30 protein-coding genes, 1 tRNA gene and 1 pseudogene are annotated in these 26,470 nt (G+C 62.2%); 20 read left to right on the top strand and 12 right to left on the bottom strand.

The features are described 5' to 3' along the window. Nucleotides 1-3 precede the first annotated feature (3 nt). Both AC1DXU_RS22725 and AC1DXU_RS22720 read right to left on the bottom strand, forming a co-directional pair. Entirely contained in the window at nt 4-1,221 is a 1,218-nt protein-coding gene (locus AC1DXU_RS22725) for an LL-diaminopimelate aminotransferase (RefSeq protein ID WP_477372594.1), read from the bottom strand. Nucleotides 1,222-1,275: 54 nt separating this feature from the next. Beyond that, nucleotides 1,276-1,689 carry a hypothetical protein gene (locus tag AC1DXU_RS22720; protein WP_477372593.1) on the bottom strand — a complete coding sequence of 138 codons (414 nt, stop codon included), beginning with the start codon at nt 1,687-1,689 and terminating at the stop codon, nt 1,276-1,278. Between the two features lie 97 nt (nt 1,690-1,786). Here AC1DXU_RS22720 and phaC point away from each other — a divergent pair, with 97 nt between their 5' ends. From phaC to AC1DXU_RS22680, 8 genes are all read left to right on the top strand, one after another. Then, a complete protein-coding gene (phaC, locus tag AC1DXU_RS22715) occupies nt 1,787-3,622 on the top strand; it encodes a class I poly(R)-hydroxyalkanoic acid synthase (protein WP_477372591.1) in 1,836 nt (611 codons plus the stop codon). 326 nt (nt 3,623-3,948) lie between these two features. Further along, the gene (locus AC1DXU_RS22710; protein WP_477372589.1) at nt 3,949-5,088 is read left to right on the top strand and encodes a YcbK family protein; all 1,140 of its coding nucleotides are present in this window, start codon (nt 3,949-3,951) and stop codon (nt 5,086-5,088) included. A gap of 446 nt (nt 5,089-5,534) precedes the next feature. Beyond that, nucleotides 5,535-5,609, top strand: a tRNA-Glu gene (locus tag AC1DXU_RS22705). 150 nt (nt 5,610-5,759) lie between these two features. Then, on the top strand, nt 5,760-6,059 hold the full coding sequence (locus AC1DXU_RS22700; RefSeq protein WP_477372587.1) for a hypothetical protein: 300 nt from the start codon (nt 5,760-5,762) through the stop codon (nt 6,057-6,059). A gap of 77 nt (nt 6,060-6,136) precedes the next feature. After that, nucleotides 6,137-6,340 (top strand): YjiS-like domain-containing protein, encoded by a 204-nt coding sequence (locus tag AC1DXU_RS22695; RefSeq protein ID WP_477372585.1) that lies wholly within the window; start codon nt 6,137-6,139, stop codon nt 6,338-6,340. A gap of 528 nt (nt 6,341-6,868) precedes the next feature. Continuing rightward, a complete protein-coding gene (locus AC1DXU_RS22690) occupies nt 6,869-7,162 on the top strand; it encodes a hypothetical protein (RefSeq protein ID WP_477372583.1) in 294 nt (97 codons plus the stop codon). Nucleotides 7,163-7,841: 679 nt separating this feature from the next. Next, nucleotides 7,842-8,516 carry a peroxiredoxin-like family protein gene (locus AC1DXU_RS22685; protein ID WP_477372581.1) on the top strand — a complete coding sequence of 225 codons (675 nt, stop codon included), beginning with the start codon at nt 7,842-7,844 and terminating at the stop codon, nt 8,514-8,516. Between the two features lie 400 nt (nt 8,517-8,916). Continuing rightward, complete coding sequence (locus AC1DXU_RS22680; protein ID WP_477372579.1) at nt 8,917-9,861, top strand: hypothetical protein; 945 nt, start codon at nt 8,917-8,919, stop codon at nt 9,859-9,861. Between the two features lie 33 nt (nt 9,862-9,894). Here AC1DXU_RS22680 and AC1DXU_RS22675 read toward each other — a convergent pair whose 3' ends face one another. Then, nucleotides 9,895-10,230 (bottom strand): hypothetical protein, encoded by a 336-nt coding sequence (locus AC1DXU_RS22675; RefSeq protein ID WP_477372577.1) that lies wholly within the window; start codon nt 10,228-10,230, stop codon nt 9,895-9,897. A gap of 352 nt (nt 10,231-10,582) precedes the next feature. Here AC1DXU_RS22675 and AC1DXU_RS22670 point away from each other — a divergent pair, with 352 nt between their 5' ends. From AC1DXU_RS22670 to AC1DXU_RS22650, 5 genes and pseudogenes are all read left to right on the top strand, one after another. Beyond that, nucleotides 10,583-10,828 carry a hypothetical protein gene (locus tag AC1DXU_RS22670; protein ID WP_477372575.1) on the top strand — a complete coding sequence of 82 codons (246 nt, stop codon included), beginning with the start codon at nt 10,583-10,585 and terminating at the stop codon, nt 10,826-10,828. Nucleotides 10,829-10,907: 79 nt separating this feature from the next. Then, nucleotides 10,908-11,088, top strand: a pseudogene (locus AC1DXU_RS22665) (sunset domain-containing protein); the annotation flags it as partial. Nucleotides 11,089-11,142: 54 nt separating this feature from the next. Continuing rightward, nucleotides 11,143-11,289, top strand: coding sequence for a hypothetical protein (locus AC1DXU_RS22660; RefSeq protein ID WP_477372912.1), 147 nt, complete (start codon nt 11,143-11,145; stop codon nt 11,287-11,289). Nucleotides 11,290-11,404: 115 nt separating this feature from the next. Then, on the top strand, nt 11,405-11,560 hold the full coding sequence (locus AC1DXU_RS22655; RefSeq protein WP_477372574.1) for a hypothetical protein: 156 nt from the start codon (nt 11,405-11,407) through the stop codon (nt 11,558-11,560). 61 nt (nt 11,561-11,621) lie between these two features. Further along, entirely contained in the window at nt 11,622-12,092 is a 471-nt protein-coding gene (locus AC1DXU_RS22650) for a nucleoside deaminase (protein ID WP_477314066.1), read from the top strand. 196 nt (nt 12,093-12,288) lie between these two features. Here the strand turns inward: AC1DXU_RS22650 and AC1DXU_RS22645 are convergent, their stop codons facing one another. Beyond that, complete coding sequence (locus tag AC1DXU_RS22645; RefSeq protein ID WP_477372572.1) at nt 12,289-13,191, bottom strand: LysR substrate-binding domain-containing protein; 903 nt, start codon at nt 13,189-13,191, stop codon at nt 12,289-12,291. Nucleotides 13,192-13,286: 95 nt separating this feature from the next. Here AC1DXU_RS22645 and AC1DXU_RS22640 point away from each other — a divergent pair, with 95 nt between their 5' ends. From AC1DXU_RS22640 to AC1DXU_RS22625, 4 genes are read left to right on the top strand one after another with little or no spacing between them, the layout of a single operon-like run. Further along, entirely contained in the window at nt 13,287-14,309 is a 1,023-nt protein-coding gene (locus AC1DXU_RS22640; RefSeq protein WP_477372570.1) for an agmatine deiminase family protein, read from the top strand. Between the two features lie 50 nt (nt 14,310-14,359). After that, entirely contained in the window at nt 14,360-15,400 is a 1,041-nt protein-coding gene (locus AC1DXU_RS22635; RefSeq protein WP_477372568.1) for an agmatine deiminase family protein, read from the top strand. A gap of 8 nt (nt 15,401-15,408) precedes the next feature. Continuing rightward, a complete protein-coding gene (aguB, locus tag AC1DXU_RS22630) occupies nt 15,409-16,299 on the top strand; it encodes an N-carbamoylputrescine amidase (RefSeq protein ID WP_477372566.1) in 891 nt (296 codons plus the stop codon). A 39-nt stretch (nt 16,300-16,338) separates the two neighbouring features. Then, entirely contained in the window at nt 16,339-17,424 is a 1,086-nt protein-coding gene (locus AC1DXU_RS22625; RefSeq protein WP_477372564.1) for an extracellular solute-binding protein, read from the top strand. A 45-nt stretch (nt 17,425-17,469) separates the two neighbouring features. Here the strand turns inward: AC1DXU_RS22625 and AC1DXU_RS22620 are convergent, their stop codons facing one another. The 5 genes from AC1DXU_RS22620 to AC1DXU_RS22600 all read right to left on the bottom strand — a co-directional run bounded on the left by AC1DXU_RS22620 (nt 17,470) and on the right by AC1DXU_RS22600 (nt 19,863). Then, nucleotides 17,470-18,132 carry a DUF2161 domain-containing phosphodiesterase gene (locus AC1DXU_RS22620; RefSeq protein WP_477372562.1) on the bottom strand — a complete coding sequence of 221 codons (663 nt, stop codon included), beginning with the start codon at nt 18,130-18,132 and terminating at the stop codon, nt 17,470-17,472. Between the two features lie 147 nt (nt 18,133-18,279). Then, the gene (locus AC1DXU_RS22615) at nt 18,280-18,525 is read right to left on the bottom strand and encodes a DUF6074 family protein (RefSeq protein WP_477314052.1); all 246 of its coding nucleotides are present in this window, start codon (nt 18,523-18,525) and stop codon (nt 18,280-18,282) included. A gap of 181 nt (nt 18,526-18,706) precedes the next feature. Next, nucleotides 18,707-19,003: a DUF982 domain-containing protein gene (locus AC1DXU_RS22610; RefSeq protein WP_477372560.1), complete on the bottom strand. Its 297-nt coding sequence runs from the start codon at nt 19,001-19,003 to the stop codon at nt 18,707-18,709. Nucleotides 19,004-19,138: 135 nt separating this feature from the next. Next, nucleotides 19,139-19,375 (bottom strand): hypothetical protein, encoded by a 237-nt coding sequence (locus AC1DXU_RS22605; RefSeq protein WP_477372558.1) that lies wholly within the window; start codon nt 19,373-19,375, stop codon nt 19,139-19,141. Nucleotides 19,376-19,491: 116 nt separating this feature from the next. Next, the gene (locus AC1DXU_RS22600) at nt 19,492-19,863 is read right to left on the bottom strand and encodes a hypothetical protein (protein WP_477372556.1); all 372 of its coding nucleotides are present in this window, start codon (nt 19,861-19,863) and stop codon (nt 19,492-19,494) included. Nucleotides 19,864-20,102: 239 nt separating this feature from the next. On the opposite strand from AC1DXU_RS22600, the gene map reads away from it, so the two are divergent. Then, nucleotides 20,103-20,930: a type I methionyl aminopeptidase gene (gene map / locus AC1DXU_RS22595; RefSeq protein WP_477314044.1), complete on the top strand. Its 828-nt coding sequence runs from the start codon at nt 20,103-20,105 to the stop codon at nt 20,928-20,930. Between the two features lie 54 nt (nt 20,931-20,984). On the opposite strand, the gene AC1DXU_RS22590 is transcribed toward map, so the two are convergent. Continuing rightward, on the bottom strand, nt 20,985-21,887 hold the full coding sequence (locus AC1DXU_RS22590) for an SDR family oxidoreductase (RefSeq protein WP_477372554.1): 903 nt from the start codon (nt 21,885-21,887) through the stop codon (nt 20,985-20,987). Nucleotides 21,888-21,948: 61 nt separating this feature from the next. After that, entirely contained in the window at nt 21,949-22,698 is a 750-nt protein-coding gene (locus tag AC1DXU_RS22585; protein WP_477372552.1) for an SDR family oxidoreductase, read from the bottom strand. 107 nt (nt 22,699-22,805) lie between these two features. Here AC1DXU_RS22585 and AC1DXU_RS22580 point away from each other — a divergent pair, with 107 nt between their 5' ends. Both AC1DXU_RS22580 and radC read left to right on the top strand, forming a co-directional pair. Further along, entirely contained in the window at nt 22,806-23,708 is a 903-nt protein-coding gene (locus AC1DXU_RS22580) for a LysR family transcriptional regulator (RefSeq protein WP_477372550.1), read from the top strand. A gap of 142 nt (nt 23,709-23,850) precedes the next feature. Beyond that, nucleotides 23,851-24,606, top strand: coding sequence for a RadC family protein (gene radC, locus AC1DXU_RS22575; protein ID WP_477372548.1), 756 nt, complete (start codon nt 23,851-23,853; stop codon nt 24,604-24,606). A gap of 51 nt (nt 24,607-24,657) precedes the next feature. On the opposite strand, the gene AC1DXU_RS22570 is transcribed toward radC, so the two are convergent. After that, on the bottom strand, nt 24,658-26,157 hold the full coding sequence (locus AC1DXU_RS22570) for a hypothetical protein (RefSeq protein ID WP_477372546.1): 1,500 nt from the start codon (nt 26,155-26,157) through the stop codon (nt 24,658-24,660). Nucleotides 26,158-26,470 lie beyond the last annotated feature (313 nt).

The raw sequence follows: 26,470 nt of genomic DNA, 5'->3' as shown, positions 1-26,470 counted from the left end.
AACTCAACGATGCGCGGCGAGCGGCACCACATTGTTGGGCTGCTTGGTGCTGGACGCCAGGAAGCGCTTGATGTTGCGCGCCGCCTGCCGGATACGGTGCTCGTTCTCGACCAATGCGATGCGCACATGGTCGTCGCCGTGCTCGCCAAAACCGACGCCCGGCGCCACCGCCACGTCGGCGTGCTCGATCAGAAGCTTGGAGAATTCCAGCGACCCGAGATGCTTGAACGGCTCCGGGATCGGCGCCCAGGCAAACATCGACGCCGCCGGCGCGGGAATAGTCCAGCCGGCGCGGCCAAAGGCGTCGACCATGACGTCGCGGCGCTTGTGATAGATGTCGCGCACTTCGGCGATATCGGCACCGTCGCCATTCAGCGCATGCGCGGCCGCCACCTGGATCGGCGTGAAGGCACCGTAGTCGAGATAGGATTTGACCCGCGTCAGCGCCGAGATCAGCCGCTCATTGCCGACGGCAAAGCCCATGCGCCAGCCGGGCATGGAAAAGGTCTTCGACATCGAGGTGAACTCGACGCAGACATCGATCGCGCCCGGCACCTGCAGCACCGAGGGCGGTGGATTGCCGTCGAAATAGATCTCCGAATAGGCAAGGTCCGACAGGATGATGATGTCGTTCTTCTTGGCGAAGGCGACCACGTCCTTGTAGAAATCGAGCGAGGCGACCAGCGCCGTCGGGTTCGACGGATAGTTGAGGATCAGCGCCAGCGGCTTCGGGATCGAATGGCGGATGCCGCGCTCGACCGCTGGAATAAAGCCGTCATCGGGTTCGACCTGCAGCGAACGGATGACGCCACCCGACATGATGAAGCCGAAGGCATGGATCGGATAGGTCGGGTTGGGGCACAGGATCACGTCGCCGGGCGCGGTGATCGCCTGCGCCATGTTGGCGAAGCCTTCCTTCGAGCCAAGTGTGGCCACCACCTGCGTGTCCGGGTTGAGCTTCACCCCGAAGCGACGCTGATAGTAGGCGGCCTGGGCGCGGCGCAGGCCTGGAATGCCGCGCGACGACGAGTAACGATGCGTGCGCGGATCGCGCACCACTTCGCACAATTTGTCGACGATGGCTTTCGGCGTCGGCAGGTCCGGATTGCCCATGCCAAGGTCGATGATGTCGGCGCCGCGCGAACGGGCGCTGGCCTTCAGCCGGTTGACCTGCTCGAAGACGTATGGCGGAAGCCGGCGGACCTTGTGAAATTCTTCCATGTCAGTTCCAGACGATCAATGGGGCGAAAGGTAGTTTCGGCGCGCGATATAACCCTATTTGCAGGTAGGGTCGAGGGCGGGGTCGCATTTGGCTTCGATCTGCTTCAGCGTTTCGTCGCCGTGATTTTTCGCCAGCGAGTTCAGCGCCGCCGGGCTTGTGCCCTGGACCTTGCCGCCCTTGCCCAGTTGCGCTTGCTGGCTGGCCTTCAGCTGGGCGAGCTTGGCGTTGCTCTCTTCAGGGGTGAGCTGCTGCGCCGCCACCTGCGGCGGGATGTTCAAATTCGGATAGGAGCCGGTGTCCTTCGGACCGTCGACTCCGGAAACCGTTGTTCCGCCGCCTGTGTCGTTGCTGGCGCAGCCACCGGCCGCCAGCAAGGCCCCGCCGGCGGTCACCAGCATCATCGCCGCAGCGATGCGGCAAAAACGACCGGTACCCGAAAAAACAGTCTCGCCAATATTAATCGTCATATTGTTTTCCTGGCAGCCGGGTTAGAGCGTGTTGGACCCGGTCAGATGTCCCATGTTAATATGTCAAGAAAACGCCCCGGGAGGAACCCCGCGAACCATGTCCAAAACACCCGATTCGGGCAAAGCGGAAGATGGCGGACCGTCGACCGTCGAGCAATATCTGGTGAAGGACCCGGAACGCTTCGCCCTGAACATGGCGCGCATGATCGAACAGGCGGGAAAAGCGGCCTCCGCCTGGGCCGAGCCGCGCGAAAAGGGTGAGGTGCGCGACCACGTCGCCGAACCTGTCGTCGACATGGTCAAAACCTTCTCCAAGCTCAGCGAATACTGGCTTGCCGATCCGCAGCGCGCACTGGAAGCGCAGACGCGGCTGTTCGGCGGCTACATGACCGTCTGGGGAAACGCCATCCAGCGCGTCAGCCCGAATGCCGAAGCGCTGGACGATGCGGTCAAGCCCGAACGCGGCGACAAGCGCTTCCAGGACCCGGAATGGGGCCGCAACGCTTTCTTCGATTTCCTCAAGCAGGCCTATCTCGTCACCTCGCGCTGGGCGGCCGACCTGGTCGAGCACGCCGAAGGCCTCGACGAGCACACCCGCCACAAGGCCAGCTTCTACGTCAAGCAGGTGTCCAACGCCATCTCGCCGTCGAACTTCATCCTGACCAATCCGGAGCTGTTTCGCGAAACGGTCGCCTCGAACGGCGAAAACCTGGTGCGCGGCATGAAGATGCTGGCCGAGGACATCGCCGCCGGCAAGGGTGACCTGAAGCTAAGGCAGGCCGACTACTCGCCCTTCGAGATCGGCAAGAACGTCGCGACGTCACCCGGCAAGGTGGTCGGCCGCAGCGATGTCGCCGAGATCATCCAGTATGATCCGACGACCGAAACCGTACTCAAGCGTCCGCTGCTGATCTGCCCGCCCTGGATCAACAAATACTACATCCTCGATCTCAACCCGCAAAAATCCTTCATTCGCTGGGCAATCGAGCAGGGCCATACCGTCTTCGTCATTTCCTGGATCAATCCCGACGAGCGCCACGGCGCCAAAGGCTGGGAGGCCTATATCCGAGAGGGCCTGCAATACGGCCTCGACATGGTCGAGAAGGCTACCGGCGAGAAGGACGTCAACGCCATCGGCTATTGCGTCGGCGGGACGCTTTTGGCGGCCGCACTCGCGCTGCTGGCGCAGGAAGGCGACAACCGCATCAAGTCGGCGACCTTCTTCACCACGCAGGTCGACTTCACCCATGCCGGCGACCTGAAGGTGTTCGTCGACGAGGACCAGGTGGCGGCCGTCGAGAAATCGATGAACGAAAAGGGTTATCTCGACGGCACCAAGATGGCGACCGCCTTCAACATGCTGCGCTCGGGCGACCTGATCTGGCCCTATGTCATCAACAATTACATGCGCGGCAAGGATCCCCTGCCCTTCGACCTTCTCTACTGGAACGCCGATTCCACCCGCATGGCGGCGGCCAACCATTCCTTCTATCTGCGCAACTGCTATCTCGAGAACAATCTGACGCGCGGCGTGATGGAACTGGCAGGCCGTGTAGTCTCGCTCGCCGACGTCACTATCCCGGTTTACAATCTGGCGTCGAAGGAAGATCACATCGCGCCGGCGCTTTCGGTGTTCCTCGGCTCGCAATATTTCGGCGGCGACGTCGAATATGTGATGGCCGGTTCAGGCCATATTGCCGGCGTCGTCAACCCGCCGGCGGCCAAGAAGTATCAGTACTGGACCGGCGGCAAACCGGTGGGCGATTTTGCCCAGTGGTTTGCCAACGCGGTGGAGCATCCCGGCTCCTGGTGGACCCACTGGCAGCATTGGATCGAGACCCAGGACGACACCCGCGTTCCTGCCCGCAAACCCGGCAAGCATATGAAAACCTTGGGCGATGCGCCGGGAACCTACGTCAAGGTGCGTGTGTAACGGACTGTAATGTCTGGTGAGTTGACGGGCCGGTAAAAGAGGGCGAAATGGTGGCGTCAACCATCAAGCGGCCTCAATTCGCCTCTAGCCACCGATTAAGTTGAAGGCATGCAGATTTGACACAGGTCTCGTTTCCGGTTTGGGAACAGGGGTTATTGGTACAGAGCGTCTAGACGCCGAGCCAACAACTTACCGGCCGGACGCCGAGGGGGAATTTAGTTTTGAAATCAGCAGGTTGGCGTCTCGCACGAAGGGAAAGCCGCAGCATTGCGGCGGCGCTTTTCTCCGTGCTCCTTGCCTCCTGTACCTCCGCCGGCGACCCCACCATGTCTGTCGGCATGCCCGGCTACAACGCCACCTCGGCTGATATGAAAGCAGCCTCGAGCGCGACGCCGGCAATAGTGACTGATTCGTCCGTGCAGGTGACGTCAGCCTCCTCGGAGGCGGCATCGACCGTGATGAGCGAGGGAGACACACCTTTGCCTGAAAAGGTCGCCTATGTGCCGGTGACCAAGCCCGGAGCGGCCTTCCCCATCAACGTGCCTGCCGGTGCAGACACCATCGCCGGCCAAACGCCGCAGCCACTGGTGCAGCCGGCGCAGACAGCCGCCGAGACCGACGCAGTCGCGCAGAAGATCGCTGCCGCCGATGCGAACACCATCGCACCGAAATCGGACGACACCACCGCCCCGGTGATGAACAACCCTGTCTATGTCACCGCTGGCGAACCTCCGCAGGCGCAGATCAATGCGCCGAAGAAAGGCTTCCTAGCCTCGCTGTTCAGCACCACGCCCGCCTCGGCGGCGCCCGCGCCGCTGATCAACACGCGCTCCGGCGAGCAGCCCACCGCTCAAGCCAAAGCCGCGCCGGCAAAGCCGATCATCACGCTGGCTTCCGCCAGTTCGGCCGACAAGCCGGTGCAGCTGGCTTCGATCGGTGACGAGACCGGCCACATCACCGGCAGCGACGCCTTGCCCGGCGTGCGCCAGACAGCTTTGTTCGAGATCAAGCGCAAATCCGGCCTCGACGATGAAAGCGACGTCGATCTGAACGAGGATGAAGGCTCGGGCGGCGCCTATCAGGTGGCATCCGCCGCCGGCCTCGCCCGGCTGGCGCCCAACGGCCTCTTGAAGCAGAACGAGAGCGTCGACGTCGCTTGCCTGAAGCCGTCGCTGGTGCGCGTGCTGAAGACCATCGAAGGCCACTACGGCCGCAAGATGATCGTCACATCAGGCTATCGCGATCCGGCTCGCAACCGCCGCGCCAACGGCGCCAAGAATTCGCTGCACATGTATTGCGCCGCCGCCGACATCCAGGTTCCCGGCGTCTCGAAGTGGGAACTGGCGAGCTATCTGCGCACCATGCCGGGCCGCGGCGGTGTCGGCACCTACTGCCACACCGACTCCGTCCACGTCGATGTCGGCCCCGAGCGCGACTGGAACTGGCGCTGCCGCCGGCGCAGCTAGTTCTCTCCATGCGGCCGACGGGTTGAGGGGCTGTCAGCAGCCCCCCGTTCCGGTACCATCAGCGACATCCGAGATTAGCCGAAGCCTCCCCAACTTCGTCATCCTTGGGCGTAGCGACGCGAAGCGGCGCGCAGATCCAAGGATCCATGCCGGGAATCCAATCGGAGAACACAGCGGAGCAGAACTGCACCGTTGCGACGCTCAGACGTCGCGGCATGGATCCTCGGGTCTGCGCCGCGTCGCTACGCTCCTTGCTCCGCCCGTGGATGACGAATGTGAAGCCTATTAAGGCTAATCTCCAAAGACATTCGATCATGGGTTCAGAAACCCACGGGCTGGCCCGCCGAAACGGCAGCTTTCGCCCCTTTCTGAAAAAAGTTGCCGGATGTTGGGGCTGATGGGTTGCCGGTTGCCAACAACGCAATTATAAGCCGCTTCGTCTGAGCGCGCCCATCGTCTAGCGGTTAGGACACCGCCCTTTCACGGCGGTAACAGGGGTTCGATTCCCCTTGGGCGTACCAGATATTTCAAGCACTTAGCGGAAATCCCCCCGCACCTGTCCAATTTTTGGCCAATATCCGGTCGGCTTTGGCAGCAGCCTGATTTGATTTTGGGCTGATTCCTGCAACTATTAGCCTTCCGACAAAAGACATTCAGAGGGGCGGGAGCGGATGATCGATTGGGATGAGATCCGAAAATATCGCCACGTCAGTGAGCCCTCACCTCCAACATGGCCTCCTAGCGTCAAGGCAATAAGCATCAACGGCGTCTCGCTGCTCGGAGTCCACGAAAGCACCGGCGAACTCTATTGGGACGGGCAGCAGGTTGTGACCGCGCGGCGCCTTGCCAATTTCGAACGCTGGATGGCTGCACTGGTAACGGCGGCGACCGTTGTCATGGCCGCCATCGAGGTCGGTCGTGCTGCAGGTGGATTGCCCACTAAAAAGCCCGCCACCGTGAGGCATCTGTGAATTTTGTCACAGACGCAACGACGCATCGGCCTAGCTTGCAGCGTGAAGTTTACTCCAGCGCTGAAGGGAGTACTCCGATGCTTGTGAACCTTCCTATGCTTCTGAACCTTCCTCTTGTCGCAGTTGGTCCCCTTGCCGATTGGCTCCGTCATCGAGCCGAACAGAAGGCGCAGTTGAAGACAACGGCCGAGCTGAGCGAGTCACCGGACGACATGCTCAGCGACATCGGGATTTCCCGTGACGACATCACGACGTATGCGTTCAGCAGCAAGCGCGCTTAAGGCCTGGGGCCGGGCAATCAAAAAGCCCGCCACCGAAGCAGCGGGCCAAAAGCCGCACGGCAGCTAGCCCGGCCTAAGTTTTACTCCGCGGTCGTGTCTTCGGGCGGCGGCGTCAAAACGGTGATGTCCATTCTGGCGATCGTCGATGCCGCGCGACCTTGCGCGCTAGGATCGGTGTCGCCTGTTTCGGCAACCGTTGCCTTGGCGCGATGTCCTACACTGTCGGCGCTCTTGCCTGGCGCGAATCCCTCGCCTGTTCCTGGCTTTGCCGCTTTCAATTGAGTTTCCGGTACCTGCCGATGCTGACTTGCAATAGCCGAAACCATAGATCCCTCCTGATGGTGACGACACGATGGTATCTGCTATGGCCGTTGTGAGACTTACCACCACGCAGAAGCCCGCCACCACCGGCAGCGGGCTAACCCGGGGAAACGGGTTGCGCCGCAAAAAGACGGCCAACTGGCTCTTGCGGAACCGCTGGCCGGGATGCGAGGTTTCGCATGCTCTGGCCGATCGAGGATACCGCCCATGTTGTCCATCCCACTAACTGCTTTGACGACAGCAGCGATCCTGCTTGCCGCGACCGGTGTCAGTGAGGCCCGGCCCGACACCCGCACGATGAGCTGCTGGCAGCTCCAGCAACTGATCCAGAGCCGGCGCGCCGTGGTGCTGACCACCGGCCCCAACACCTATGACCGCTATGTCAGGCAACTCGGCAACGAGTGCGACTGGCCTCAGGTGCCGATGTCGGCCTATGTCCCGACCCGTGACGGCCGCTGCCCGGTCTACAAGTGCAACGACCCGGTTGGCCGTGTCCCGTGACGGCGGCTAGGGGTGTTGCGCCTGCCTTCAAAGGGCGCTGTCCTACCATTAGACGAAGCGGGAAAAGCGGGCTTTGCGTATTTCAGTGAACGCCAGAAATGAAAGAACCCGCCACCGTGAGGCAGCGGGCTCGATCGTTTCGTGTACTGAATGATTAGACGCGTCCTGTGGGTCTGGCTGTGCTTCCAGCGCTCATCAGACCGCCGACGGCCGATCTCACCGCCATCCCGTAGCTTCGCAAGAGCCGGTCGGTCCGGCCCAAGAGGCGATGGATCTGCGGAGGCCGACTGTCCGAGAGTTCGATGCAATCTCGTCAAACTCGGAAATCGCTTTCTTCGCGCCGTCGAGAATGCCTGTCAGGCTGGCAAATGGGGACGTCGCTTCAATCGGCGCCCACAAGATCAACGCCTTTATGTACCGCTGTGCCAGGATCGATGACTCCTAGCGTCAAAGACGCCGGATCTGGATCGCTTCGTGTCAGCAGTTGTCCCGAAATTGCCGAAAGATTTCCATCCGCAAAGCCCCTTCCACTTTTAAGGAAGCAGTTTGGGCCGCGGCCGATTGGCGTTTCAAGCTCGGAAAGTGCCGCCACTAAGGTAGCGCCCCAACGTCCGCCATCTCTGTGCTACAATGCACGCAGCGCTTCCGTTACTGGATTGACCCGCGAGGAGGATCAGGCATGTCCGACCGCACCGACGTAGGCCCTCTGCGACTGGGCGAACGAGCGCCCAATTTCGTACTCGACGCAATTACGCGCGAGGGCAAGATAGCTATCGACGATTTCCGCGGCGAGAGGCCAGTGCTGGTTGGGCTGTATCGAGGTCTGCATTGTCCGTTTTGCAGGCGTCATATCGCGACGGTTTCGCTGCTCACACCAGCCCTTAACGCAAAGGGCATCGAAAGCCTCACGGTGGTGAACACGCCCATCGAGCGAGCGCGCCTTTATCTCCGGTACCATCCGATGGTTGGTTTGCTTGCTGCATCCGATCCGGAGCGCGTTTCACACCGCGCCTTTGGATTGCCCAATATGCAAATAACTGAGGGCGAGAGCGCATGGCCGCAAAAGGCTTCGATGAGCGATGTGAAGGCGATGCGGCTCAACGTGCCGGGCGAAATGCCTGAGCCGATGGATCCGTTTGCCACGCTCGAATATCTGAACAAAAAAGACAATTACGATATCACCGAAGCGGACCAGCAAATGATGGCGACCGGCGTGGGCCAGCTCACGGGCCAGTTCCTGCTCGACCGCAACGGCGTCGTTCGCTGGACGTTCTCCGAGGTTTTCGATGGCGGCTTGGGCGCCCACCCGAACTCTGAGGCGATGATGTCGGTCGCGTCGCATATTGGTCAGTAGCGGCGCAGTTGCGGACATCGGCTGCACGGATAGCAGGTGTTATGCAAACCGTTGGTTTTTTCGCGCTTGGCCGCCGCTGCGGTTCTGTGCCTGCCAGTGCGTTGGTGGGTGCCGGCTTTCGTTGGCTTTCCGTCAGCCGCTAGCCGACGATCAGTACCAGCACGACTGCCGCGGCAAGGACCAGCTACTTCACATTCGGGAACATGCCGAGCTGCCCAACATGCCCATCGTTCGAACAAGCAGGCCGACGTGTCAGCCGATGTCCGTGTGCCGCGGCCGATCGGCATCCGTCCTTTGCCCGACCTCATGCAGTCGGGGTGATGTCACCAGTTGCGGTCCATGGTAACTTTCTTGCGCTGCACGCAGAGGCGCCTAACTGAAGCAAGGGGAGTGGCCGCTATTGGCGCGTTATAAAAAATTCATTTTGCATTGCGGAATTCACAAGACCGGAAGCTCTTATCTTCAGGCGAGCCTGGCTTCCAACCGCGACGTGTTGGCGGCCAACTCGATCCATTACCCCGAACCCAACGACCCGGCGAATGAAGCGTTCGGGCCGCAGCACAGCATCGCCGCAATCGGCTACGACGACGGCAAGTCGTTTGAGCAGAACGTTGGCGCGTTCTTCTCGCTCGATTCCGACTGCGAAACGTTGCTGATGTCAGGCGAGGAATTTTCGCGAGCGAGCGCTCATCCATCTTTTTTCCAAAGCCTATTGGATGTCGGCGCCGAGGTGAAGGTGGTGTTTTATTTGCGGCGCTTCGATCACTTGCTTGAACGCGTGTATTCGCAATGCGTCAAAGACTACCTGGTAGGCCCTATCGAAGCAGCGCAATATCAACTTGAGTTCTACGAAATCCTGCGACCGTTTGTTACCGCACTCGGTGCCGATCGTGTTGTCGTTCGACCATACAACCCTAAATTTTGGCCTGACGAATCGATCGGTCAGGATTTCTTTTCCGCAATTGGCCTGCCTCACCTCTGGGGCGCAATGAGAAAGCCGGCCGGTCGGATCAACGAAAGCCTGTCACGGCCGGAAACATATATGCTTTCAGTTACTGAAGGCATCGGTGAAAAGCAGCGCCTGCTAGACCACTTCCGAGCCCTGCCATTCCCGGAGTGCGGCAAGGCGAAGTTCTTCCGATCACCCGATTTTCGCTTTGACTTCAACCTGAAATATATGGGTTTGAACTCTGGCGTTGCCACCCTTAATGGCGGGGTGGACATCACTGAATTTCTCGATCTGGCCAACGTCGACGATGATCCGCATTGGCAAGCTTTCGACCCGAACGACCGTCAGATAGACGATTATCTTGAAACCTTCAGGGCCCAGGCATTCGTGAACTAGACAGTGGATTGGGAAGCGGCGGCCGAACTGCGGTCAGTCGAGAAATTCGATTTTCTTGAAAGACATCATTTCCCCCATGACATTGCCGCTGTCGTCGAATTGCTGTGCTTTCCCGACCGTGGCAGTCACGCGCTTTCCCTTGTAGCGGCGCGGCATCGCCACCTGCTCGTTCCAGGTCTTGCATTGCGGCGCGACGCACAGGCCGACCTGCTCGGCCTTCTTGCTGTCGACGATGGTCAGATAGCAGTTGTCGCCGCATTCGAAGCCGCGAATTCTGCCTGTGATCGTCTTGTCCTTGGCCAACGAAGGTGCCGCCTGCGCCAGCACGCTGGCTGCAACGAAAAGGGCCAAAGCTATGGGCGAGGACATTTGTTTCATTCAGGCAGCCTGTCGCAAGCAGCATTGGTGCGCAAGCGGTTCCGCAAATGAGCCCACCCAGTCAATCATCCTTGGTCGTGAGCGGTTTGAGGCCAGCGCAGCAAAGTCAGCGCATGGGCGCTTCGGCCCGTCCGGCATCGCGGCGGAGCCGGCCAACGCATCCTGCCGGTAGACAGTCATGATCGGCGCTCATGAGTCCCCTTTTCTCGTCAAGGAATCCGGTCCACATCCGCATCGGCGCCTCCCCTGGCGGAAACGCGCTGTTAACGTCGTTCGCGGGTGACTGTATGTCGGCCCAAACTCGAAGTGTAAGTTCAGCACGCTCTCAGCCATGGAGGCGGGAATGAACTTGCTGCGAACAGCGCTTTTTTGCACGGTCATCTTCGGCTTGGTACCGGCCGTTCGCGCTGAAGATAAGCCTGTTCCACCAAACGGCGAAGTAACGCCACTGCAGCCGGCAGTTCATTGCGAAGGGCAAAATTGCCTGCCTCCGACCGAGGACCCCGTCCAGGAGTGCAAGGGGCAGGATTGCACGCCGGCTCCCGCGATTGACCAGACGCCGGGTCCGGAGATCGAACAGGTCAAGTGAGTAGTATCAGCCGGCATTCGAGACCCCGTGAAACGATCTCGCGAGTTTCGTTCCGGCGGGTTGGCTCAGTGGCGTCATAAGCGGCGGCGCCCGCAGTTGCGACATCAAAGGCAAGATCAGCATCAGCACCGGCGAGCGAATCTACCATGTCCCCGGCCAGGAAGCATTGTTGGGAGACGAAGATCAGCCCACAATACGCAGAGCGCTGGTTCTGCAGCGAGGGCGAGGCAGTCGCGGCGGAACGGCGAAAAGCAAGACGGTGGGGGCACATGGCCGGGAAAAAAGTGATCGCAGTCAAAGACTGGACTTGCGGAATGAGCGACGAGATCGGCCGTGTGGTGCTGACGATCAACCCGACCGAGGGTGAGCCGATCCTGGTTTTGATGACGATCTTCCAGGCGGCAAAAATGGCTCAGGAATTGCGGTCGCCGAAACGCGTTTCCTTCCTATCCCCTCGATGAGTCCAAGCCAGCGGCAGAACTATATTAGCAATCGCTTGCTTTTGGAAAAGAGCAGGATCATGCTCGGCGCACGGCGTGAGGAGGCCACCAGGATTATGGTGGAAAGGGGTACGTCATGGAATCTGTTTGCTACGTCCAAAATGAGATTTGTCTGTTGTCGCTCTTCGCCAACATCACGATGGCGTTTCTCGTCATGGCACCGTTCGCGGCGACGCGCCTGCTGGTGTTGAGGATGCGCAAAGACGCTGTCGGGACACTTCAGCCGGCCTGATTTCCCCTCTTGAGGGAAGATTTCCGAGGCGAGCAGTTCAATCGCTGGATAGGATTTTGCTATGACCCGCGATCAGATGCTCGCCCACCTCCGCTCCGCCGACGCCGTCGCGCGCGAAGCGGCGACGCATGGACATCATCCCTTCGGCGCCGTCCTGGTCGGGCCTGACGACCGCATCCTCATGCGCCAGGGCAATATCGACACCGTGCATCACGCCGAGACCGAGCTCGCCCGCCGCGCCGCGGCGGCCTACGAGCCTGAGTTCCTCTGGCAATGCACGCTGGTCTCGACCTTCGAACCGTGCGCGATGTGCGCCGGCACGATGTATTGGGCGAACATAGGGCGGCTTGTCTACGGGGCCGACGAGACCAAGATCCTGGCGCTGACCGGCGATCACCCGAAGAACCCGACGATGAGCCTTTCCTCGCGCACCGTGTTCGGCTCCGGCCAGAAAAAGATCGAGGTCTTTGGCCCCTTCCCCGAAATCGAGGACGAACTGCACGAGGCACACCGCGATTTCTGGACGCGCTGACGCGGTGGTCTGAGGGCTGCCGGGGCAAGCAGCCACAAAGCGGCGAAGTAACGCCACCGCACCCGGCAGCAAGGGGCGAAATTGCCTGCCTGCGACCGAGGACCCTGTCCAGGACTGCAAGGGCCAGGATTGCACTCTGGCTCCCGCGATTGACCAGACGCCGGGTCCGGAGATCGAACAGGTCAAGTGAGTAGCATCAGCCAGCATCCGAGACCTGGTGAAACGATGCCTGCTGACCCAGCCAGTCCCATGTTCCCCGCACATCGACATCCCGAAGCCGATCCTGCGTGGAAAGGGCGTACCATCCGCGACCCACATCAAGGATGTCGTCGAATGGCTGGACAAGGCTCCCTGATGTGAGCGCCGCTGCCGCCAAAGGCAGGCTGCCCAAAGCCACCCCCTGGCCATGCTCGGCAGCCGCAAGCGCCAGATCGCTGTCGCTGAAATTGGTTCCGTGCCAGGTGCCGTTCGCTTCGACGCCGACGCTGCGCAACCAGTCCGCCCAGCCGGTCGGGCGCTCGTCATGGATCAGCGAAGCGCCAAGCAGGTCGGCGGGCGTGCGCAGTGCGCTGGCCAGATCCTTCGTCGCGACCGGCGTCAAAAAATCCCTGGCGATCAGCAGGCTTTCGCAATTTTCCGGAGGCGCGTCCGCGTAGACGATTGCCAGATCGAGTTCCATGGTCTCGAAATCGACGGAGGCGCCACTCGTATCGAGCCAAGGCTCACAGGCCGGCACGGCCGCACGCAGAGCCGGCAGGCGACTGAGCAGCCAGCGCCGGCTGAAATCGCGCGGTGCATAGATCACGACGCTGCCGGGCTTTCGATAAGGTTCCAGCCGCCGATACCCCTCCTCCAGAAGGTCGAGGCAGCGGCGCACGGTGCGCTGATAATCGCGCCCGGCATCCGTCAGCCGCACTTCGCGGCCGTGACGCATGAACAGAGGCTGGCCGATATGGCCTTCGAGCAGGCGCATCTGGTGACTGATCGCCGACTGGGAGAGGCCGAGTTCTTCAGCCGCGCGGCTGAAGCTTTCCAGGCGCGATGCCGCCTCGAACCCCTTCAGAAACTGCGTCGGCGGGATATGCCTGAACTTCACCATTCATGAATTCCATTCACTGAAATCAGGAACCTTTCTCAGTTGTACGGCTGCTGAAGCCGATGAACAATGAGATCGATACATGAATGGAGAGTTTGATGAATGCCCTCGAATGGCCGGCGCAGCACTTGAAGTTTCGCCGCCCCGCGGAGTTCGAGCCCCATGCCAGGACGTGGATGTCGTGGCCACACCGACTGGACCTGTATGGCGCCACCCTGCCCGCCATGCAAAAGGCCTATGCCGATGTTGCCCACGCCATTGCCCAGTTCGAGCCTGTCACCATGGTGGCCCATCCCGACCATGCCGACAGCGCCCGTGCCCAACTTGGAAACCGGATCGAGGTGGTCGAAATTCCGATCGACGATTGCTGGATCCGCGATTCCGGCCCGACCTTCCTGAAACTGGCCGATGGCGGCCTCGCCGGCGTGTCCTGGCGCTTCAACGCCTGGGGGCGCAAGCACGAACCTTACGACCAGGACAATGCGCTTGCCGAGCGGCTGCTGGCCCGCGAAGACGCATCGATCCTGCGCTCCTTCCTGCATTGCGAAGGCGGCTCGCTGACGACCGACGGCCAAGGCACGCTGATCGCGACCGAAACCAGCCTGCTCCACTCCAACCGCAATCCCGGCATCTCCAAGGCCTGGGTCGAGAAGGAATTGTTGCGCATGCTCGGCCTCGAAAAGGTCGTGTGGCTTCCAGGCGATCCGCTGGATCTGGAGACCGACGGCCATGTCGACGGCATGTGCTGCTTCGTCAAGCCCGGCGTGGTTATGTTCGAATTCAATCCCGATCCGTCCGACCTGCACGGCCGCATCCTTGCCGACAATCTTGCTGCCCTTGCCGGCCAGACCGACGCGCGCGGCCGCAGTTTTGAGGTCATCCCCATCCCCGAGGCCTATGACGTCGAGGCGACGAGCGCAGTATTCGCTCGCTCCTACATCAATTTCGCGCTCGCCAATGGCGGCGTCGTCATGCCGGATTTCGGGCGTCCCTCAGGCGAGGAAGCCAAAGCAGCCGTCGCCCGTGCTTTCCCCGATCGCCGCATCGTCACCGTCGATGTCGGCGCCGTCGTGCCGGCAGGCGGCGCCATCCACTGCATCACCCAGGAACAACCGGTGTGATGAGGTGGACACGACGTCACGCCATCATGGCAGCAACAGGGTGGGCTTTCATGCCTGAGATCGCGGTCACGGCAGCCAGGGCCGGAAGCTGGAAGGTCACCGCACCGTCGGAGACCGAACCGCATGCCCGGACCTGGATGGCCTGGCCAAGCACGCCGGCAGTCTATGGCGGACCAGGCGCCTACTACGAGAGCGTGCAGGAAGCGCTGGGCCGGCTGGCCGCGGCAATCGCCCAGAACGAACCGGTGGCGATGGCTGCCCCGGCAGCCGAGCATGAGCTGGCGGCAAGGCTGTGCGGTCCAAAGGTCGAACTCGTTGGTGTCGCGACTGACGACATGTGGATGCGCGATTCCGGCCCGGTGTTCGTGCGCGCCGAGGACGGCGCCATTGCCGCCGTCGACTTCCGCTTCAACGGCTGGGGCGACAAACAGGCGCATGCAAGCGATGCCAGGATCGCCGGCAACGTTGCGCAACACCTCAATGTGACCCGCCACGTCGCCGCGATCCGTGGCGAAGGCGGCGGCATCGAATATGACGGCGACGGCACCTTGCTGTTGGCCGAAAGCTGCTGGGTCAACGACAACCGCAATCCGGGCGTCTCGCGCAACGATATCGAACGGCATCTCAAGTCGATCCTCGGCGTCGAGACGGTGATCTGGGTTCCAGGCGTTCGCGGGCTCGACATCACCGATGGCCATATCGATGGCTCGCTCCGTTTCGTCAAACCAGGCCTGCTCATCGCTAGCAGCGTGACCGGCGACACCTCGGAATGGGGCCGCGCCCAAGCGCAAGCGCTAGCCATACTAGCGCGATCCAAAGATGCGCGCGGGCGGGGCTTCGAGGTGGTGTCCATCCCGGCCGCCACCAACGTGCGCTCGACCAGCGACGATTTTCTGACCAGCTACGCCAACTACTACATCGGCAACGACGCGCTCTACACGCCGCAGTTCGGCGACAGGAAGGCCGATGCTTTGGCGGTCGATACGCTTGGGCGTCTGCATCCTGAGCGCCGCATCGTGCAGCTCGACATGGACCGCATCTACGAGAATGGCGGCGGCATCCATTGCGTCACACAACAGCAACCAAGGTGAGGTGAGCCGTGCGTCAACTGATTGCCGCCGCTGTCCAGATTTCCTGCACCGATCAGGTCGAAAGCAATCTCGACAGACTGGAAACTCATGTCCGCGAAGCCGCAAGGCGCGGCGCCGGGCTTGTCGTGCTGCAGGAGCTGTTCGAAGGCGTCTACTTCTGCATGGATGAGGACATCAGGCACAACAGCCGCGCCCTCCCTCTCGACGGCCACAAGACCATTGCACGGATGGCGGCTCTGGCGCGCGAGACAGGCGTCGTCCTGCCGGTTTCGCTGTTCGAGCGCGACGGCTCGGCCTTGTACAACACGCTGGTCATGATCGACGCCGACGGCGAGGTGCTCGGCCGCTATCGCAAGAGCCATATCCCGAACAGTCCGGGCTACAGCGAAAAACTCTATTTTGCCGATGGCGACACCGGCTTCCGCATCTTCGAAACCGCCGCCGGCAAGATCGGCGCCGGCATATGCTGGGATCAATGGTTTCCGGAGGTGGCCCGCGCCATGGTGCTGATGGGCGCCGAGGTGCTGATCTATCCCACGGCCATCGGCTCGGAACCGTCGTTTCGCGGTTGGGATTCCCGCGACCACTGGCAACGTGTCATGCAGGGCCATGCCGGCGCCAATCTCACCCCGGTCATTGCCGCCAACCGGGTCGGTGTCGAAAGGGGCGAGGCAAACGAGATCGTCTTCTACGGCTCGTCATTCATCGCCGATCACACCGGCGCCAAGCTCACTGAGGCCGACCGCGTCTCCGACAGCGTGATCACGGCAGCGCTCGACCTCGACGAGATCGCGGAGGCAAGGCGCAGCTGGGGCGTATTCCGCGACCGCCGTCCCGATCTCTACGGCGTGCTGCTGGAGCCCACACCGGAGCGCCTGCTTGCCAGAAATGCAGCCTGACTGAACGGCCCCGATCGGGGTTCACCAAAGGAGGACATGATGAAACATTGGCTCGCGCTCGCCGCGGCATGCCTTTTTGCGACCTCGGCCCAGGCCGAGGAAAAGGTCCTGCATCTCTATTCCTGGGAGTCCTATTTCGGGCCCGGCAGCATCGAAAAGTTCGAGGCGCAAACCGGCATCAAGGTCACCTACGACATGTTCGATTCCAACGACATCGTCGAGACCAAACTGCTCACCGGCGGCTCGGGTTACGACCTCGTCACCATCAATCTCGCGCCGCATCTGCAACGCGAACTTCCCACAGGCGTCTGGGCGGCACTGGACAAGAGCCGCCTCTCCAACCTCGGCAATGTCGACCCGTCCGTCGCTGCCCGCCTCGACGAGGTCGACAAGGGTGGCGCGCATGGCGTGCCGTGGATGTGGGGAACGACCGGTGTCGGCTACAACGTCGAGAAGATCCGCGCCATCATGCCCGACGCCCCGGTCGACTCGCTGCGCATGCTTTTCGACCCTGAAATCGCCGCCAAATTCGCACCATGCGGCATCACAATGCTCGACGACGCCGAGCAGGTACTGGGCTTGGCGTTGATCTATCTCGGACTGGACCCGGACACCACCAATCCCGACGAATTGCAGAAGGCGGTAGACGTGGTCACCAAGGTGCGCCCCTATGTGCGCAAGTTCCACAGCTCCAGCTACATTAACGACCTCGCCGAAGGCGACGCCTGCGTATCACTCGGCTTCTCCGGCGACATGCACATCGCCGACATCAGGGCCAAGGAAGCGAAGCGGCCGTTCTCCATCACCTACCGCCTGTCCAAGGAAGGCAATCTGGTCTGGGCCGACATATTGGCGATCCCGAGCGACGCCCCGCACCCGGAGGCCGCGCACGCCTTCATCGACTTTGTATTGCGCCCGGAAATCGCCGCTTCCGCAGCCACGGACACCGGCTTCTCGACCGCGAACAAGGCCGCACTTGCACTGCTCGACGAGACCTTGCGCGCCGACCCCAATCTCTGTCCCTCAGCAGACGCCCAGAAGCGCTTGCATCTGCCGAAAGCACTCGACCAGAAAGCCCTGAGAATGTGGTCGAAAGCCTGGAATCGCGCCAAGGGCCTGGAATAGGACACGTCTGCGCCCCTTTCGCCGAGGACCGGTGCAAACAGCCAATCACCTCTGGTCGTGCACCGGCTGCGGCCAGCGCAGCAAGGCGGCGTGGCCGCCTTCGGTCAGCGCATAGACCCCGCGCTCGGCCCTGGCGAACCATCCATAGACATTATCAAGCAGGATGCTGGCGGCGCGCGGTGAAATGCTCTTCAGGTCGCGCGGGCGTTTTGGGCCGTCCGCCATCGCGGCGGCGCAGGCCAGTGCATCTTGCCGGTAAGCGGTCATGATCGGCGCACGCGAACCGCCGCCGACCACCGGATCGCCGCGCCGGCGCTTGTGCTCTTCCATCAGCCGCGACCGTCGCTTGGGGTCGCGCCGTGGCGGCAGAGCGGCCGGGCTGAGCAACAGTTCGACATGGCCGGTGTCGCTGACGGCCAAAAGCCCGAAGCCGAGCCGCCGGCACAGGGCGCGAAAACGGCGATCGTGCTCACGGCCCTTGCCGGACATGCGCGCCGCCAGCCAGACCTCGTCGCATGCCGCGGCGCGATCGACGCCTTGCAGAACCAGTTCGAGGTTGAACTGCAGTTTGAGTTCGCAGATGACCAGCACCGGTGGCTCGCCGTCGCGCAAGCCCACAATATCACAAGCGCCGACTTCGCCTTTGACAGTGAATTCAAGGCTCTCGAGAAACCGCTTCACCGGGATGTAAAGAGACGTCTCCTGCATGCTGCTGGCATAGCCGATTCGGACCGGGCTGGCACAGCGGTGCCTAATGCATGTCGCCCAAAAGTGCGCAGCGGTTTTGGGACAACGACATGCATCGAAACAAAGACTTAAAGCGCGTTGCCTGAATCCGCTTCAACGCGACGCGCTTTAGGCGAGATCACCCGTCAGCACGTGCATCTCTTTCTGCACAGCCGCGAAAAACCGGCGAACCTCATTGGCGGCCGAAGCCGCGTCGTTGCCGGCCCCAATCGCGCGGTCGAGGAGTTCGCGCGCCGTCGCCTTCCAGAAGGATGTGGCGGTGTCGCCATGCAGATTGCCAAGCTTGGCGGCAACCTCGCGCACCAGGACGACCTGTCGGTCTATTGGAAAGGCTCGCACATTTGCTGACGACATCTCTGGACCATCACACTGACGCAACGAATCAGACGCTGCACTACAGGCACTGGCCTAGCTGCAAAACTGGAAATGGAACCTTAACGGCGCAGTCCAGGCGTCATTTGCGCGAGCGGACTGCGCGCCCATTGAGGCGAGCGCAATGGGCAGTGATCGGGGGGCCAATTGCCCTGGCTCCAGCCTAGATCCTCAGTCCCCTCGCCTCACTGCCGCGCTTGCCAGGAACCATCATGTCCCTGGCCAGCAAGCCGCTGACACGGCAGAACGCCATGAACGCCCGGCAGGCGTCCTCGGTCTTGACCACATCGACCGTGGCGCCGAAACAGGCGTTGAACGCAGCCTCGTAAACCTTGCCTTGCCGGCGTGCCGGCCAGCCATGCAGGACATCGAGCGCCTGTTCGACACTGTAGATTTCCTCGACCGGCAGGCCGGGCGCGGGCGCGATGCGCACCGGCACCTCGAATTGCAATCTGTCCATCTTTTCTCTCCCGAAACGGCGTCGCCACAGCAACGCCGTTCGTCCTAGAAAGTTGCTGTGACCGGCTTTTCACCGAAAAATGTGTCGTCACTGCGGTCATTGCCGGACAGAAGCCTGCGCTGAAGCGCAGGGGCGCTATTGGTTCGCCGGATCGGTCTCCGCATCGTAGGCCATGCGCACGGCCATGGTCAGGATGTAGACCGACGGCACAGCAAAGAGTGCGGCAAGGACCAGGGCTGCCGTTCCCGCCATGCCGAGCGTTTCGGCAATCGCCCAATAGACGGTTCCGATGCAGATGAGCGCCTGCACCGAGAGAAACAGGGCAGCCGAGGCCGCGCGGGTAAGCGTTTTGACTGTTTTGATACGTTGCATCTGGATGTTTCCGGAATTGACGCGCCACGCAGCCGGTGGACGGCCGATGGCCGTCGCACAGGACGCGACGCGGATTGGATAGGGATGGGTTGAGAGGCGCGGCTAGCGCCGGCGGCCTATGCGGATGGCGGCGCGCGCGGCTGGTTGGCGCTTGCCCGTGTCGGGGCCACGAATGCAGAGGCGAAAGCTACCTGGACCGCCGGGGCCCGATCGAGCAGGAGGAAAGCGGCTTCAGGCGCAAGCGCGCCGGAAGTGCCGCTGACGAATTTGATTGGAACCGGCCGTGCGGTGCGGATTTCAAGCGCGTGCGTCTTGCCGGTGATACGCAGCAGTGCTGCCACATCGCCCTGCCGGGCGGCACTGATACCCGCGCCGCCCGATGCGGCGGTGGCATCTGCCTGAACCAGGCACAACAGCGACAGCAGCAGCAGGGCGATCAGGCCCGAGCAGGCTGCTTTTATCGGTGAAGTGGCGCGGTTGGATGCCATCGGCAGGCAAAATCTCCGAACTCTGCCACCGCCCTAGCCTACGAATTGAACAAAGGAAAGCTTTGCGGCCGAATGGCTTGGCGTGGGCCGGACACACACACTGGGCAGCCGAATATCGCCTGTGCACGCCCATGGCCGGCAGTTCGGCCTTGAACCTTGCGCCGTCCGGTGCCAAATCTGGGGAGATTTTCGCAACGGCGCTCACATTTCCAGCCCGCCCACCCTTGCAGACGGACAAAATGGTCACTTACCTCGACGCCGCCACGGCACCCCTGAGAAACACCGGCCAGATCCGCCTCTATGGCGAGGAAGGTTTTGCCGGCATGCGCAAGGCCTGCGACCTCACCGCACGCTGCCTCGACGAACTGGTGCCAATGGTCGAACCCGGGGTCACCACCGAAACCATAGACCGCTTCGTCTTCGAGTTCGGCATGGATCACGGCGCGCTGCCGGCGACGCTCAACTATCGCGGCTATACCAAATCCAGCTGCACCTCGATCAACCACGTCGTCTGCCATGGCATTCCCGACAACAAGCCGTTGAAGGATGGCGACATCGTCAACATCGACGTCACCTACATCCTCGACGGCTGGCATGGCGATTCCTCGCGCATGTATCCGGTCGGCACCATCAAGCGCGCCGCCGAACGCCTGCTCGAGGTCACCCATGAATGCCTGATGCGCGGCATTGCGGCGATCAGGCCGGGCGCCCGCACCGGCGCCATTGGCGCCGCCATCCAGACCTTTGCCGAAGGCGAACGCTGCTCGGTGGTGCGCGATTTCTGCGGCCACGGCGTCGGCCAGCTGTTCCACGATGCGCCCAACATCCTGCACTATGGCAGCGCCAATGAGGGCGTCGAGATGCGGCCGGGCATGATCTTCACCGTCGAGCCGATGATCAATCTTGGCCGGCCGCATGTCAAAGTGCTGTCGGACGGCTGGACGGCGGTGACGCGCGACCGCTCGCTGTCGGCGCAGTACGAGCACACGATCGGCGTCACCGAGACCGGCTGCGAGATTTTCACGCTGTCGCCAAAGAACCTCGACCGCCCCGGCCTGGCGGCCTGAGCGGTCAAGGAATATCGAGGCCGGTTTAACTGCCGCGAGATCAGGCCCGCGAATTCAGGCAACCACAGCCGGGTGAAGCAGGTCTTCAAGGCCGATGTTGCGGTACATCTCCCTACGCATGCGGTCGGCAACGCCGTTGACGATCTCGGCGCCGTCCTGTGACGGGTCGACATGGACGCGGAACGGACGTTTGCCGAACGGCGTGTCCACGACGCGAACGATCTCGCGGGCCACCTCCGACGGATCGGCGTCGGCCGGCTCGAGGTTGGCCAGCCCCTTAAGCGCCCGATCGGCGATACCGGCATAGGGACCGGCTTCATAGTCGGCGACCCGCGCCGCATCGGACGGCTTGCCCGAATGCGCGAAGTGATTGGTGCCCTTGGTGAAGGCGCCGGGAACCATGATGGTGGTTTCTATGCCCCACAGAGCGAGCTCGGTCGAGTAGGACACGGCCAGCGCATCCATCGCCGCCTTGGAGGCAAAATAGGGCGCCAGGAACGGCGGCGTGCCACCGCGCGTCGAGGAGGAGCCGACCCAGACCAGCAGGCCCTTGCCTCGCCCGCGCAGATGCGGAAGTGCAGCGCGGTTGACCCGCTGCGCGCCCAGGACGTTGACGTCGTACTGCTGGATGAGCTGGTCGGGGGTAAAGGCCTCAGCGGGGCCGAACACCATATGACCTGCATTATGGACGATGACATCCAGTCGGCCCGCATCGGCGATGATGTGGGCGATGCCGGCATCGGCCGAGGCGTCCGATTGCACATCCAGTTCAGCGGTGCGTAGATCGGCCTTGTGCTCGGCGGCCCAGGCGGCGACGGCTGCGACCTGGGGCGCATTGCGCCCGGTGGTCTCGCGCATCGAGGCGTAGACGGTATGGCCGGCTTCGGCCAGCGACTTGGCGGTCATCAGGCCGAAGCCCGAGGACGCGCCGGTGACGAGGATGACGAATTTGGACATGATGATGTTTCCTTGATTGAAGCTCACTGGGAGCTGAAGCGGTTCCGGGTTGCCGGCGAGATCAGATGATCCCGCCATTGGCCCGCAGGGTCTGGCCGTTGATCCAGGCGCCGTCCGGGCCGGCGAGGAAGGCGACCGCATCGGCGATATCCTCGGGTTGGCCGAGACGCTCGAGCGGAGCAAGCTTGGCCAGGCGATCGACAACCTCCTGCGGCTTGCCATCGAGGAACAGCCTGGTTGCCGTCGGCCCCGGCGCGATTGCGTTGACCGTGATGTTGCGGCCGCGCAATTCCCTGGCAAGCACGCTGGTCATCGCCTCCACCGCAGCCTTGGTAGCGGCATAGACGCCATAGGTCGGCTGCAGCAGGCCGACGACGCTGGATGAGAAATTCACGATCCGGCCGCCGTCGCGCAGACGCTTTGCCGCTTCGCGCAATGTGTTGAAGGTGCCCTTGAGGTTGACGGCGATCTGGCGGTCGAACAGGGCATCGTCGCTGTCGGCGATCGTGGCGAGGTTCATGATGCCGGCATTGTTGATCAGGACGTCGACGCCGCCGAAAGCGGTTTCGACCGTGTCGAACATACGCGCCACCGCGGTGGCGTCCGCGATATCGGCCTTGGCCGCCACCGCCCTGCCGCCGGCGGCTTCAATTTTGGCGACGATCGCCGCTGCCGAGGCGGCATTGCCGGCGTAGTTCACCACGACGGTGAAGCCGTCCTTGGCGAGGCGCTCGGCAACGGCGCCGCCGATGCCGCCCGAGGCGCCGGTGACGATGGCGATCTTGGCGGTCTGATTGGCCTGGTTGGTCATGGTCTGTCTCCTTGTTGGATGCCGTTGATCGGCTGCCAACAAGATGTGCCTTCCAGTGTCGCGGATAATCAGGCATAATCCGACAACATCATTCGAGAATTCGAACAATGGATCGCTTCGACGCCATGCGCGTCTTCATCCGCATCGTCGAGCGGCGCAGCTTCACCAAGGCCGCCGACGATCTTGGCCTGCCCCGCTCATCGGTCACCGATGCGGTCAAGAGTCTGGAAGCACGGCTGGGTGTGCGGCTTTTGCAGCGCACGACCCGACAGGTCAGCCCGACACTGGACGGCGAAGCCTATTATCAGCGCTGCGTCAGTCTGGTCGCCGACCTGGAAGACGCCGAGGGCGCCTTTGTCGGCGCCAAGCCGTCGGGCCTGGTCCGCGTCGACATGCATGGCACCCAGGCGCGGTATTTCCTGCTGCCCGGCCTGCCCCGCTTTCGTGAGCTGTATCCGGATATCAGGCTGCATATCAGCGAGATGCACCAGCCGATGGATATGATCCGCGAAGGCTTCGACTGTCTCTTGCGCGCCGGCGAACTGGCCGACAGTCCGCTGATAAAGCGGCGTTTGGCGACGCTGGAAAGAGGCACCTTCGCCAGCCCCGACTACCTCAGCCGCTTCGGCACGCCGCAGACGCCCGACGAGCTCGGGGGACACGAAATGGTTGGCCTGATGGCGCCGGACGCAGCCGAGATCATCCCTCTCGTCTTCAGCGTCGACGGCAAGACCCGCCAGTTCACCTTGCCTGCCATGGTGACGGTGACCGGCCCCGAGACCAATGTCGCTTCCGCATGCATGGGCCTTGGGCTGATCCAGGTTCCACGCTACCGGGTCGTCTCGGAACTGGCCAGCGGCGCCCTAGTCGAGTTGCTCGCCGGCTTTCCCCCGTCGCCCTTGCCGGTTCATGTCCTCTATTCGCCGACGCGCCAATTGTCGCCGCGCCTGCGCGTGTTCATCGACTGGATGGCCCAACAGTTCCGCAACCGAACCGCGCGGCCCGAATGAAGCGCCGCCGGATCGCTGCGGCCGCATTGGAGATTTTCACGCGACCCGCCGAAAAAATCTCGACCGCCCCAACCTGCCGGCCTAGTATTTTGCCAGGCCGGGTGGGCACTATTGCTCGGCAAACCCTGGATCCGGGCGGCATATGGGGAAAATCGGCGACGACGACGAACGGGGTTTCTTCTCCGAAGCGCGGATTCCGCCGCCTGCCAAGGCTGCGGCGATCGAACAGCCGCATTATATCGGTCACCGCGACCGCTTGCGCACGCGATTCACAGCCGCCGGCCCCGACGCCCTGCCCGACTACGAACTGCTGGAGCTTTTGCTGTTTCGCCTGATCCCCCGGATCGACACCAAGCCGATCGCCAAGGCGCTACTGGCCCGCTTCGGCACCCTGGCCGAAGTGCTCGGCGCGCCCGCGGCACTGCTTCAGGAGGTGAAGGGCATCGGTCCGGCGGTGGCGGTCGATCTCAAGATCATTGCCGCGGCGGCGCAGCGCATGGCGCGCGGCAAGATCAGCGGCCGCGAGCTCCTGTCATCGTCGACGCAGCTGCTCGAATATTGCCGCTCGGTCATGGCCTTCGAGAACCGCGAGCAGTTCCGCATCCTGTTCCTCGACAAGAAGAACATGCTGATCGCCGACGAGGTGCAGCAGGTCGGCACTGTCGACCACACGCCGGTCTATCCGCGCGAAGTGGTCAAGCGCGCGCTCGAACTCTCCGCCACCGCGATTATCCTGGTCCACAATCACCCCTCGGGCGACCCGACGCCATCGCGCGCCGACATCGAGATGACCAAACAGATCATTGACAGCGCCAAGCCGCTCGGCATCGCCGTCCACGACCACATCATCATCGGCAAGAAGGGTTATGCCTCGATGAAGGGCCTGCTTTTGATCTGAGCGAGCGAGGCGGGTGACGGCTCCGGCGCATCACCGCGGCCACACGGAATCTCATTCCCGGTTGCCCGATCCTGCTGCAGGTGCCCACGTGGCTCCTCCACCACGAGAGAGGAAGCCCTCACGGGTCTCTGCCACTGCCGGTGCCTGATGTCGGGTGGTTCGCCCAAGCGCTGCCATGGTGCGCCGGGCGCGAACTCTGGTGGCGGAAACGACGGCAAGTCCGATGAAAAAGAGGATGCCTGGATCGGCACTGCCACCTGACACTGAGCTGGCAATTATGCCTGCGAGGGAAGCATTCCTGACGCTTGTCACGACGGCATCAGTTTCTGGGTCTACCCATTCCCGCATCCGCCCCAATCCGCTGACCAGGACGCCGAGCAGGATCGCCATCATCAACGACCCGAACAAGCCAAGTTGGGAAAGCACCGCGATCGGCCAACTTGATGCCCTTGAACTGCCGAAACCAATGCCGAGGCCACTGGTGTCCAGGAAGGACTGCAGGCTCTTTACGTTCCAGTAGGCGCGCTCCTCGCCGGAGGCCGAATCTGCCTTGTTGACGATGGTGGCGTTAATCAACTTGACGAAGGGTTCAAGGACGCCGGCGTTGTAGAGGCTGATGCCCATGATGGCGACCACGCCTGTCGCCATCAAAGCGGTTAAGAGTATCTCCTCGCGCTCAACCCGCCCCCTGAAGACCGAAACCAACATCGAGAAGGCGACCGGAAGGCACAGGAGAATGAGACCGACGTGAGCGGTCGACGAAGTCGACAGAACGGTCAGGAAGAGCAGGATGCCCGCCAAGCACTGGGCGAGGCGTGATTTGGCCTTTCTCCAATACGTGTAGCAGAATGCCAGACAGCAGAGGGAAACGCTTGCAAAGGAAGAGGCCTCCGAAAAAGGCCCCGTGATCCGCACGAATCCCGCCTCGACTGCTTCAGTTACAAGCGCGTAGTTGGCGGTTCTGATCGGGGCCAGCAAGTCTCCCGCTCCTGCGTTCTTGCCGATAAGATCGACCAGCCCCATGCCCGTGTGCAGACCGCACCACAAGAAGAAGCCGCGGCGGACCTGGTCGATCCTGTTGGAGTGCAGCAGCAGCACACAGAGCGCGATGGCGGTGAGCCCGCCAAGAATGAAGTACCCCGTCTGTGAGATGTTGCCCGAAACCGGGGCCAGAGATGCTTCGACGACCGCAACCCGGGTTTTCGACTGCACGAAGACGGCGGTCTGTCCTGCGAAGAATCTTGGAAACAGCCATGCCCCGATGATTGCGTAAGCCATCAGGCTTGCCAGAACCCAGACCGGACGGATGCTTCCGAACACGCTTCCAAGATCGAACCAGATGCGACGTCTGGCGGCGACGGCCGTGACGAGCAGGGCCGCAAACATGGTGTAGATCAGCGGAGACGACCCACCTAAAAAGATCAGCGTCATGGCGGCCGTCGCACCGAATGCCTGGGAAGCGACCAGGCCGATGATCAACATTCCCCTGGAATAGTAGGCAACGATCAAAATGGCCGCGACCACCAGGAGCCCCGGCAAGGACATCTGCATTGCTGACCGAGCCTCCCGCTTGGTTTGGCCCCGGGTTATGCGGACGCGCGAAACTGTCCGACGGCTCATCTTTCGGCAGATGGATATCCCGAGCAAGAGAGCCAAAGGGCGTAGCCTGACACCCGCATCCGCAGGACACGACAGGTACTCCGACCTACGGTGGGTATCGAAGGGTGATCGTCCGCTTGGCCTGCGCTTGAAGACTGAATGGCTGCATGTCCCGGTTTCGGCTGCTGCGTCGCAAATTCGCGGCGGCATGATCGGAGGATGTGAAAAATGCGCGCCTTTTCGCTCTCGGGAAAGCGGTGACCGA

The organism is Mesorhizobium sp. P3_A10, assembly GCF_056403175.1.
Note: the sequence above shows the minus strand (reverse complement) of the source record. Positions and strands in the feature narration are given on the sequence as shown.

What these genes read in the sequence shown, in the direction of transcription:
- AC1DXU_RS22725 (WP_477372594.1), bottom strand. Translation starts at nt 1,221, where the DNA reads ATGGAAGAATTTCACAAGGTCCGCCGGCTTCCGCCATACGTCTTCGAG.
- AC1DXU_RS22720 (WP_477372593.1), bottom strand. Translation starts at nt 1,689, where the DNA reads ATGACGATTAATATTGGCGAGACTGTTTTTTCGGGTACCGGTCGTTTT.
- phaC (WP_477372591.1), top strand. Translation starts at nt 1,787, where the DNA reads ATGTCCAAAACACCCGATTCGGGCAAAGCGGAAGATGGCGGACCGTCG.
- AC1DXU_RS22710 (WP_477372589.1), top strand. Translation starts at nt 3,949, where the DNA reads ATGTCTGTCGGCATGCCCGGCTACAACGCCACCTCGGCTGATATGAAA.
- AC1DXU_RS22700 (WP_477372587.1), top strand. Translation starts at nt 5,760, where the DNA reads ATGATCGATTGGGATGAGATCCGAAAATATCGCCACGTCAGTGAGCCC.
- AC1DXU_RS22695 (WP_477372585.1), top strand. Translation starts at nt 6,137, where the DNA reads ATGCTTGTGAACCTTCCTATGCTTCTGAACCTTCCTCTTGTCGCAGTT.
- AC1DXU_RS22690 (WP_477372583.1), top strand. Translation starts at nt 6,869, where the DNA reads ATGTTGTCCATCCCACTAACTGCTTTGACGACAGCAGCGATCCTGCTT.
- AC1DXU_RS22685 (WP_477372581.1), top strand. Translation starts at nt 7,842, where the DNA reads ATGTCCGACCGCACCGACGTAGGCCCTCTGCGACTGGGCGAACGAGCG.
- AC1DXU_RS22675 (WP_477372577.1), bottom strand. Translation starts at nt 10,230, where the DNA reads ATGTCCTCGCCCATAGCTTTGGCCCTTTTCGTTGCAGCCAGCGTGCTG.
- AC1DXU_RS22670 (WP_477372575.1), top strand. Translation starts at nt 10,583, where the DNA reads ATGAACTTGCTGCGAACAGCGCTTTTTTGCACGGTCATCTTCGGCTTG.
- AC1DXU_RS22660 (WP_477372912.1), top strand. Translation starts at nt 11,143, where the DNA reads ATGAGCGACGAGATCGGCCGTGTGGTGCTGACGATCAACCCGACCGAG.
- AC1DXU_RS22655 (WP_477372574.1), top strand. Translation starts at nt 11,405, where the DNA reads ATGGAATCTGTTTGCTACGTCCAAAATGAGATTTGTCTGTTGTCGCTC.
- AC1DXU_RS22650 (WP_477314066.1), top strand. Translation starts at nt 11,622, where the DNA reads ATGACCCGCGATCAGATGCTCGCCCACCTCCGCTCCGCCGACGCCGTC.
- AC1DXU_RS22645 (WP_477372572.1), bottom strand. Translation starts at nt 13,191, where the DNA reads ATGGTGAAGTTCAGGCATATCCCGCCGACGCAGTTTCTGAAGGGGTTC.
- AC1DXU_RS22640 (WP_477372570.1), top strand. Translation starts at nt 13,287, where the DNA reads ATGAATGCCCTCGAATGGCCGGCGCAGCACTTGAAGTTTCGCCGCCCC.
- AC1DXU_RS22635 (WP_477372568.1), top strand. Translation starts at nt 14,360, where the DNA reads ATGCCTGAGATCGCGGTCACGGCAGCCAGGGCCGGAAGCTGGAAGGTC.
- AC1DXU_RS22625 (WP_477372564.1), top strand. Translation starts at nt 16,339, where the DNA reads ATGAAACATTGGCTCGCGCTCGCCGCGGCATGCCTTTTTGCGACCTCG.
- AC1DXU_RS22620 (WP_477372562.1), bottom strand. Translation starts at nt 18,132, where the DNA reads ATGCAGGAGACGTCTCTTTACATCCCGGTGAAGCGGTTTCTCGAGAGC.
- AC1DXU_RS22615 (WP_477314052.1), bottom strand. Translation starts at nt 18,525, where the DNA reads ATGTCGTCAGCAAATGTGCGAGCCTTTCCAATAGACCGACAGGTCGTC.
- AC1DXU_RS22610 (WP_477372560.1), bottom strand. Translation starts at nt 19,003, where the DNA reads ATGGACAGATTGCAATTCGAGGTGCCGGTGCGCATCGCGCCCGCGCCC.
- AC1DXU_RS22605 (WP_477372558.1), bottom strand. Translation starts at nt 19,375, where the DNA reads ATGCAACGTATCAAAACAGTCAAAACGCTTACCCGCGCGGCCTCGGCT.
- AC1DXU_RS22600 (WP_477372556.1), bottom strand. Translation starts at nt 19,863, where the DNA reads ATGGCATCCAACCGCGCCACTTCACCGATAAAAGCAGCCTGCTCGGGC.
- map (WP_477314044.1), top strand. Translation starts at nt 20,103, where the DNA reads ATGGTCACTTACCTCGACGCCGCCACGGCACCCCTGAGAAACACCGGC.
- AC1DXU_RS22590 (WP_477372554.1), bottom strand. Translation starts at nt 21,887, where the DNA reads ATGTCCAAATTCGTCATCCTCGTCACCGGCGCGTCCTCGGGCTTCGGC.
- AC1DXU_RS22585 (WP_477372552.1), bottom strand. Translation starts at nt 22,698, where the DNA reads ATGACCAACCAGGCCAATCAGACCGCCAAGATCGCCATCGTCACCGGC.
- AC1DXU_RS22580 (WP_477372550.1), top strand. Translation starts at nt 22,806, where the DNA reads ATGGATCGCTTCGACGCCATGCGCGTCTTCATCCGCATCGTCGAGCGG.
- radC (WP_477372548.1), top strand. Translation starts at nt 23,851, where the DNA reads ATGGGGAAAATCGGCGACGACGACGAACGGGGTTTCTTCTCCGAAGCG.
- AC1DXU_RS22570 (WP_477372546.1), bottom strand. Translation starts at nt 26,157, where the DNA reads ATGCAGATGTCCTTGCCGGGGCTCCTGGTGGTCGCGGCCATTTTGATC.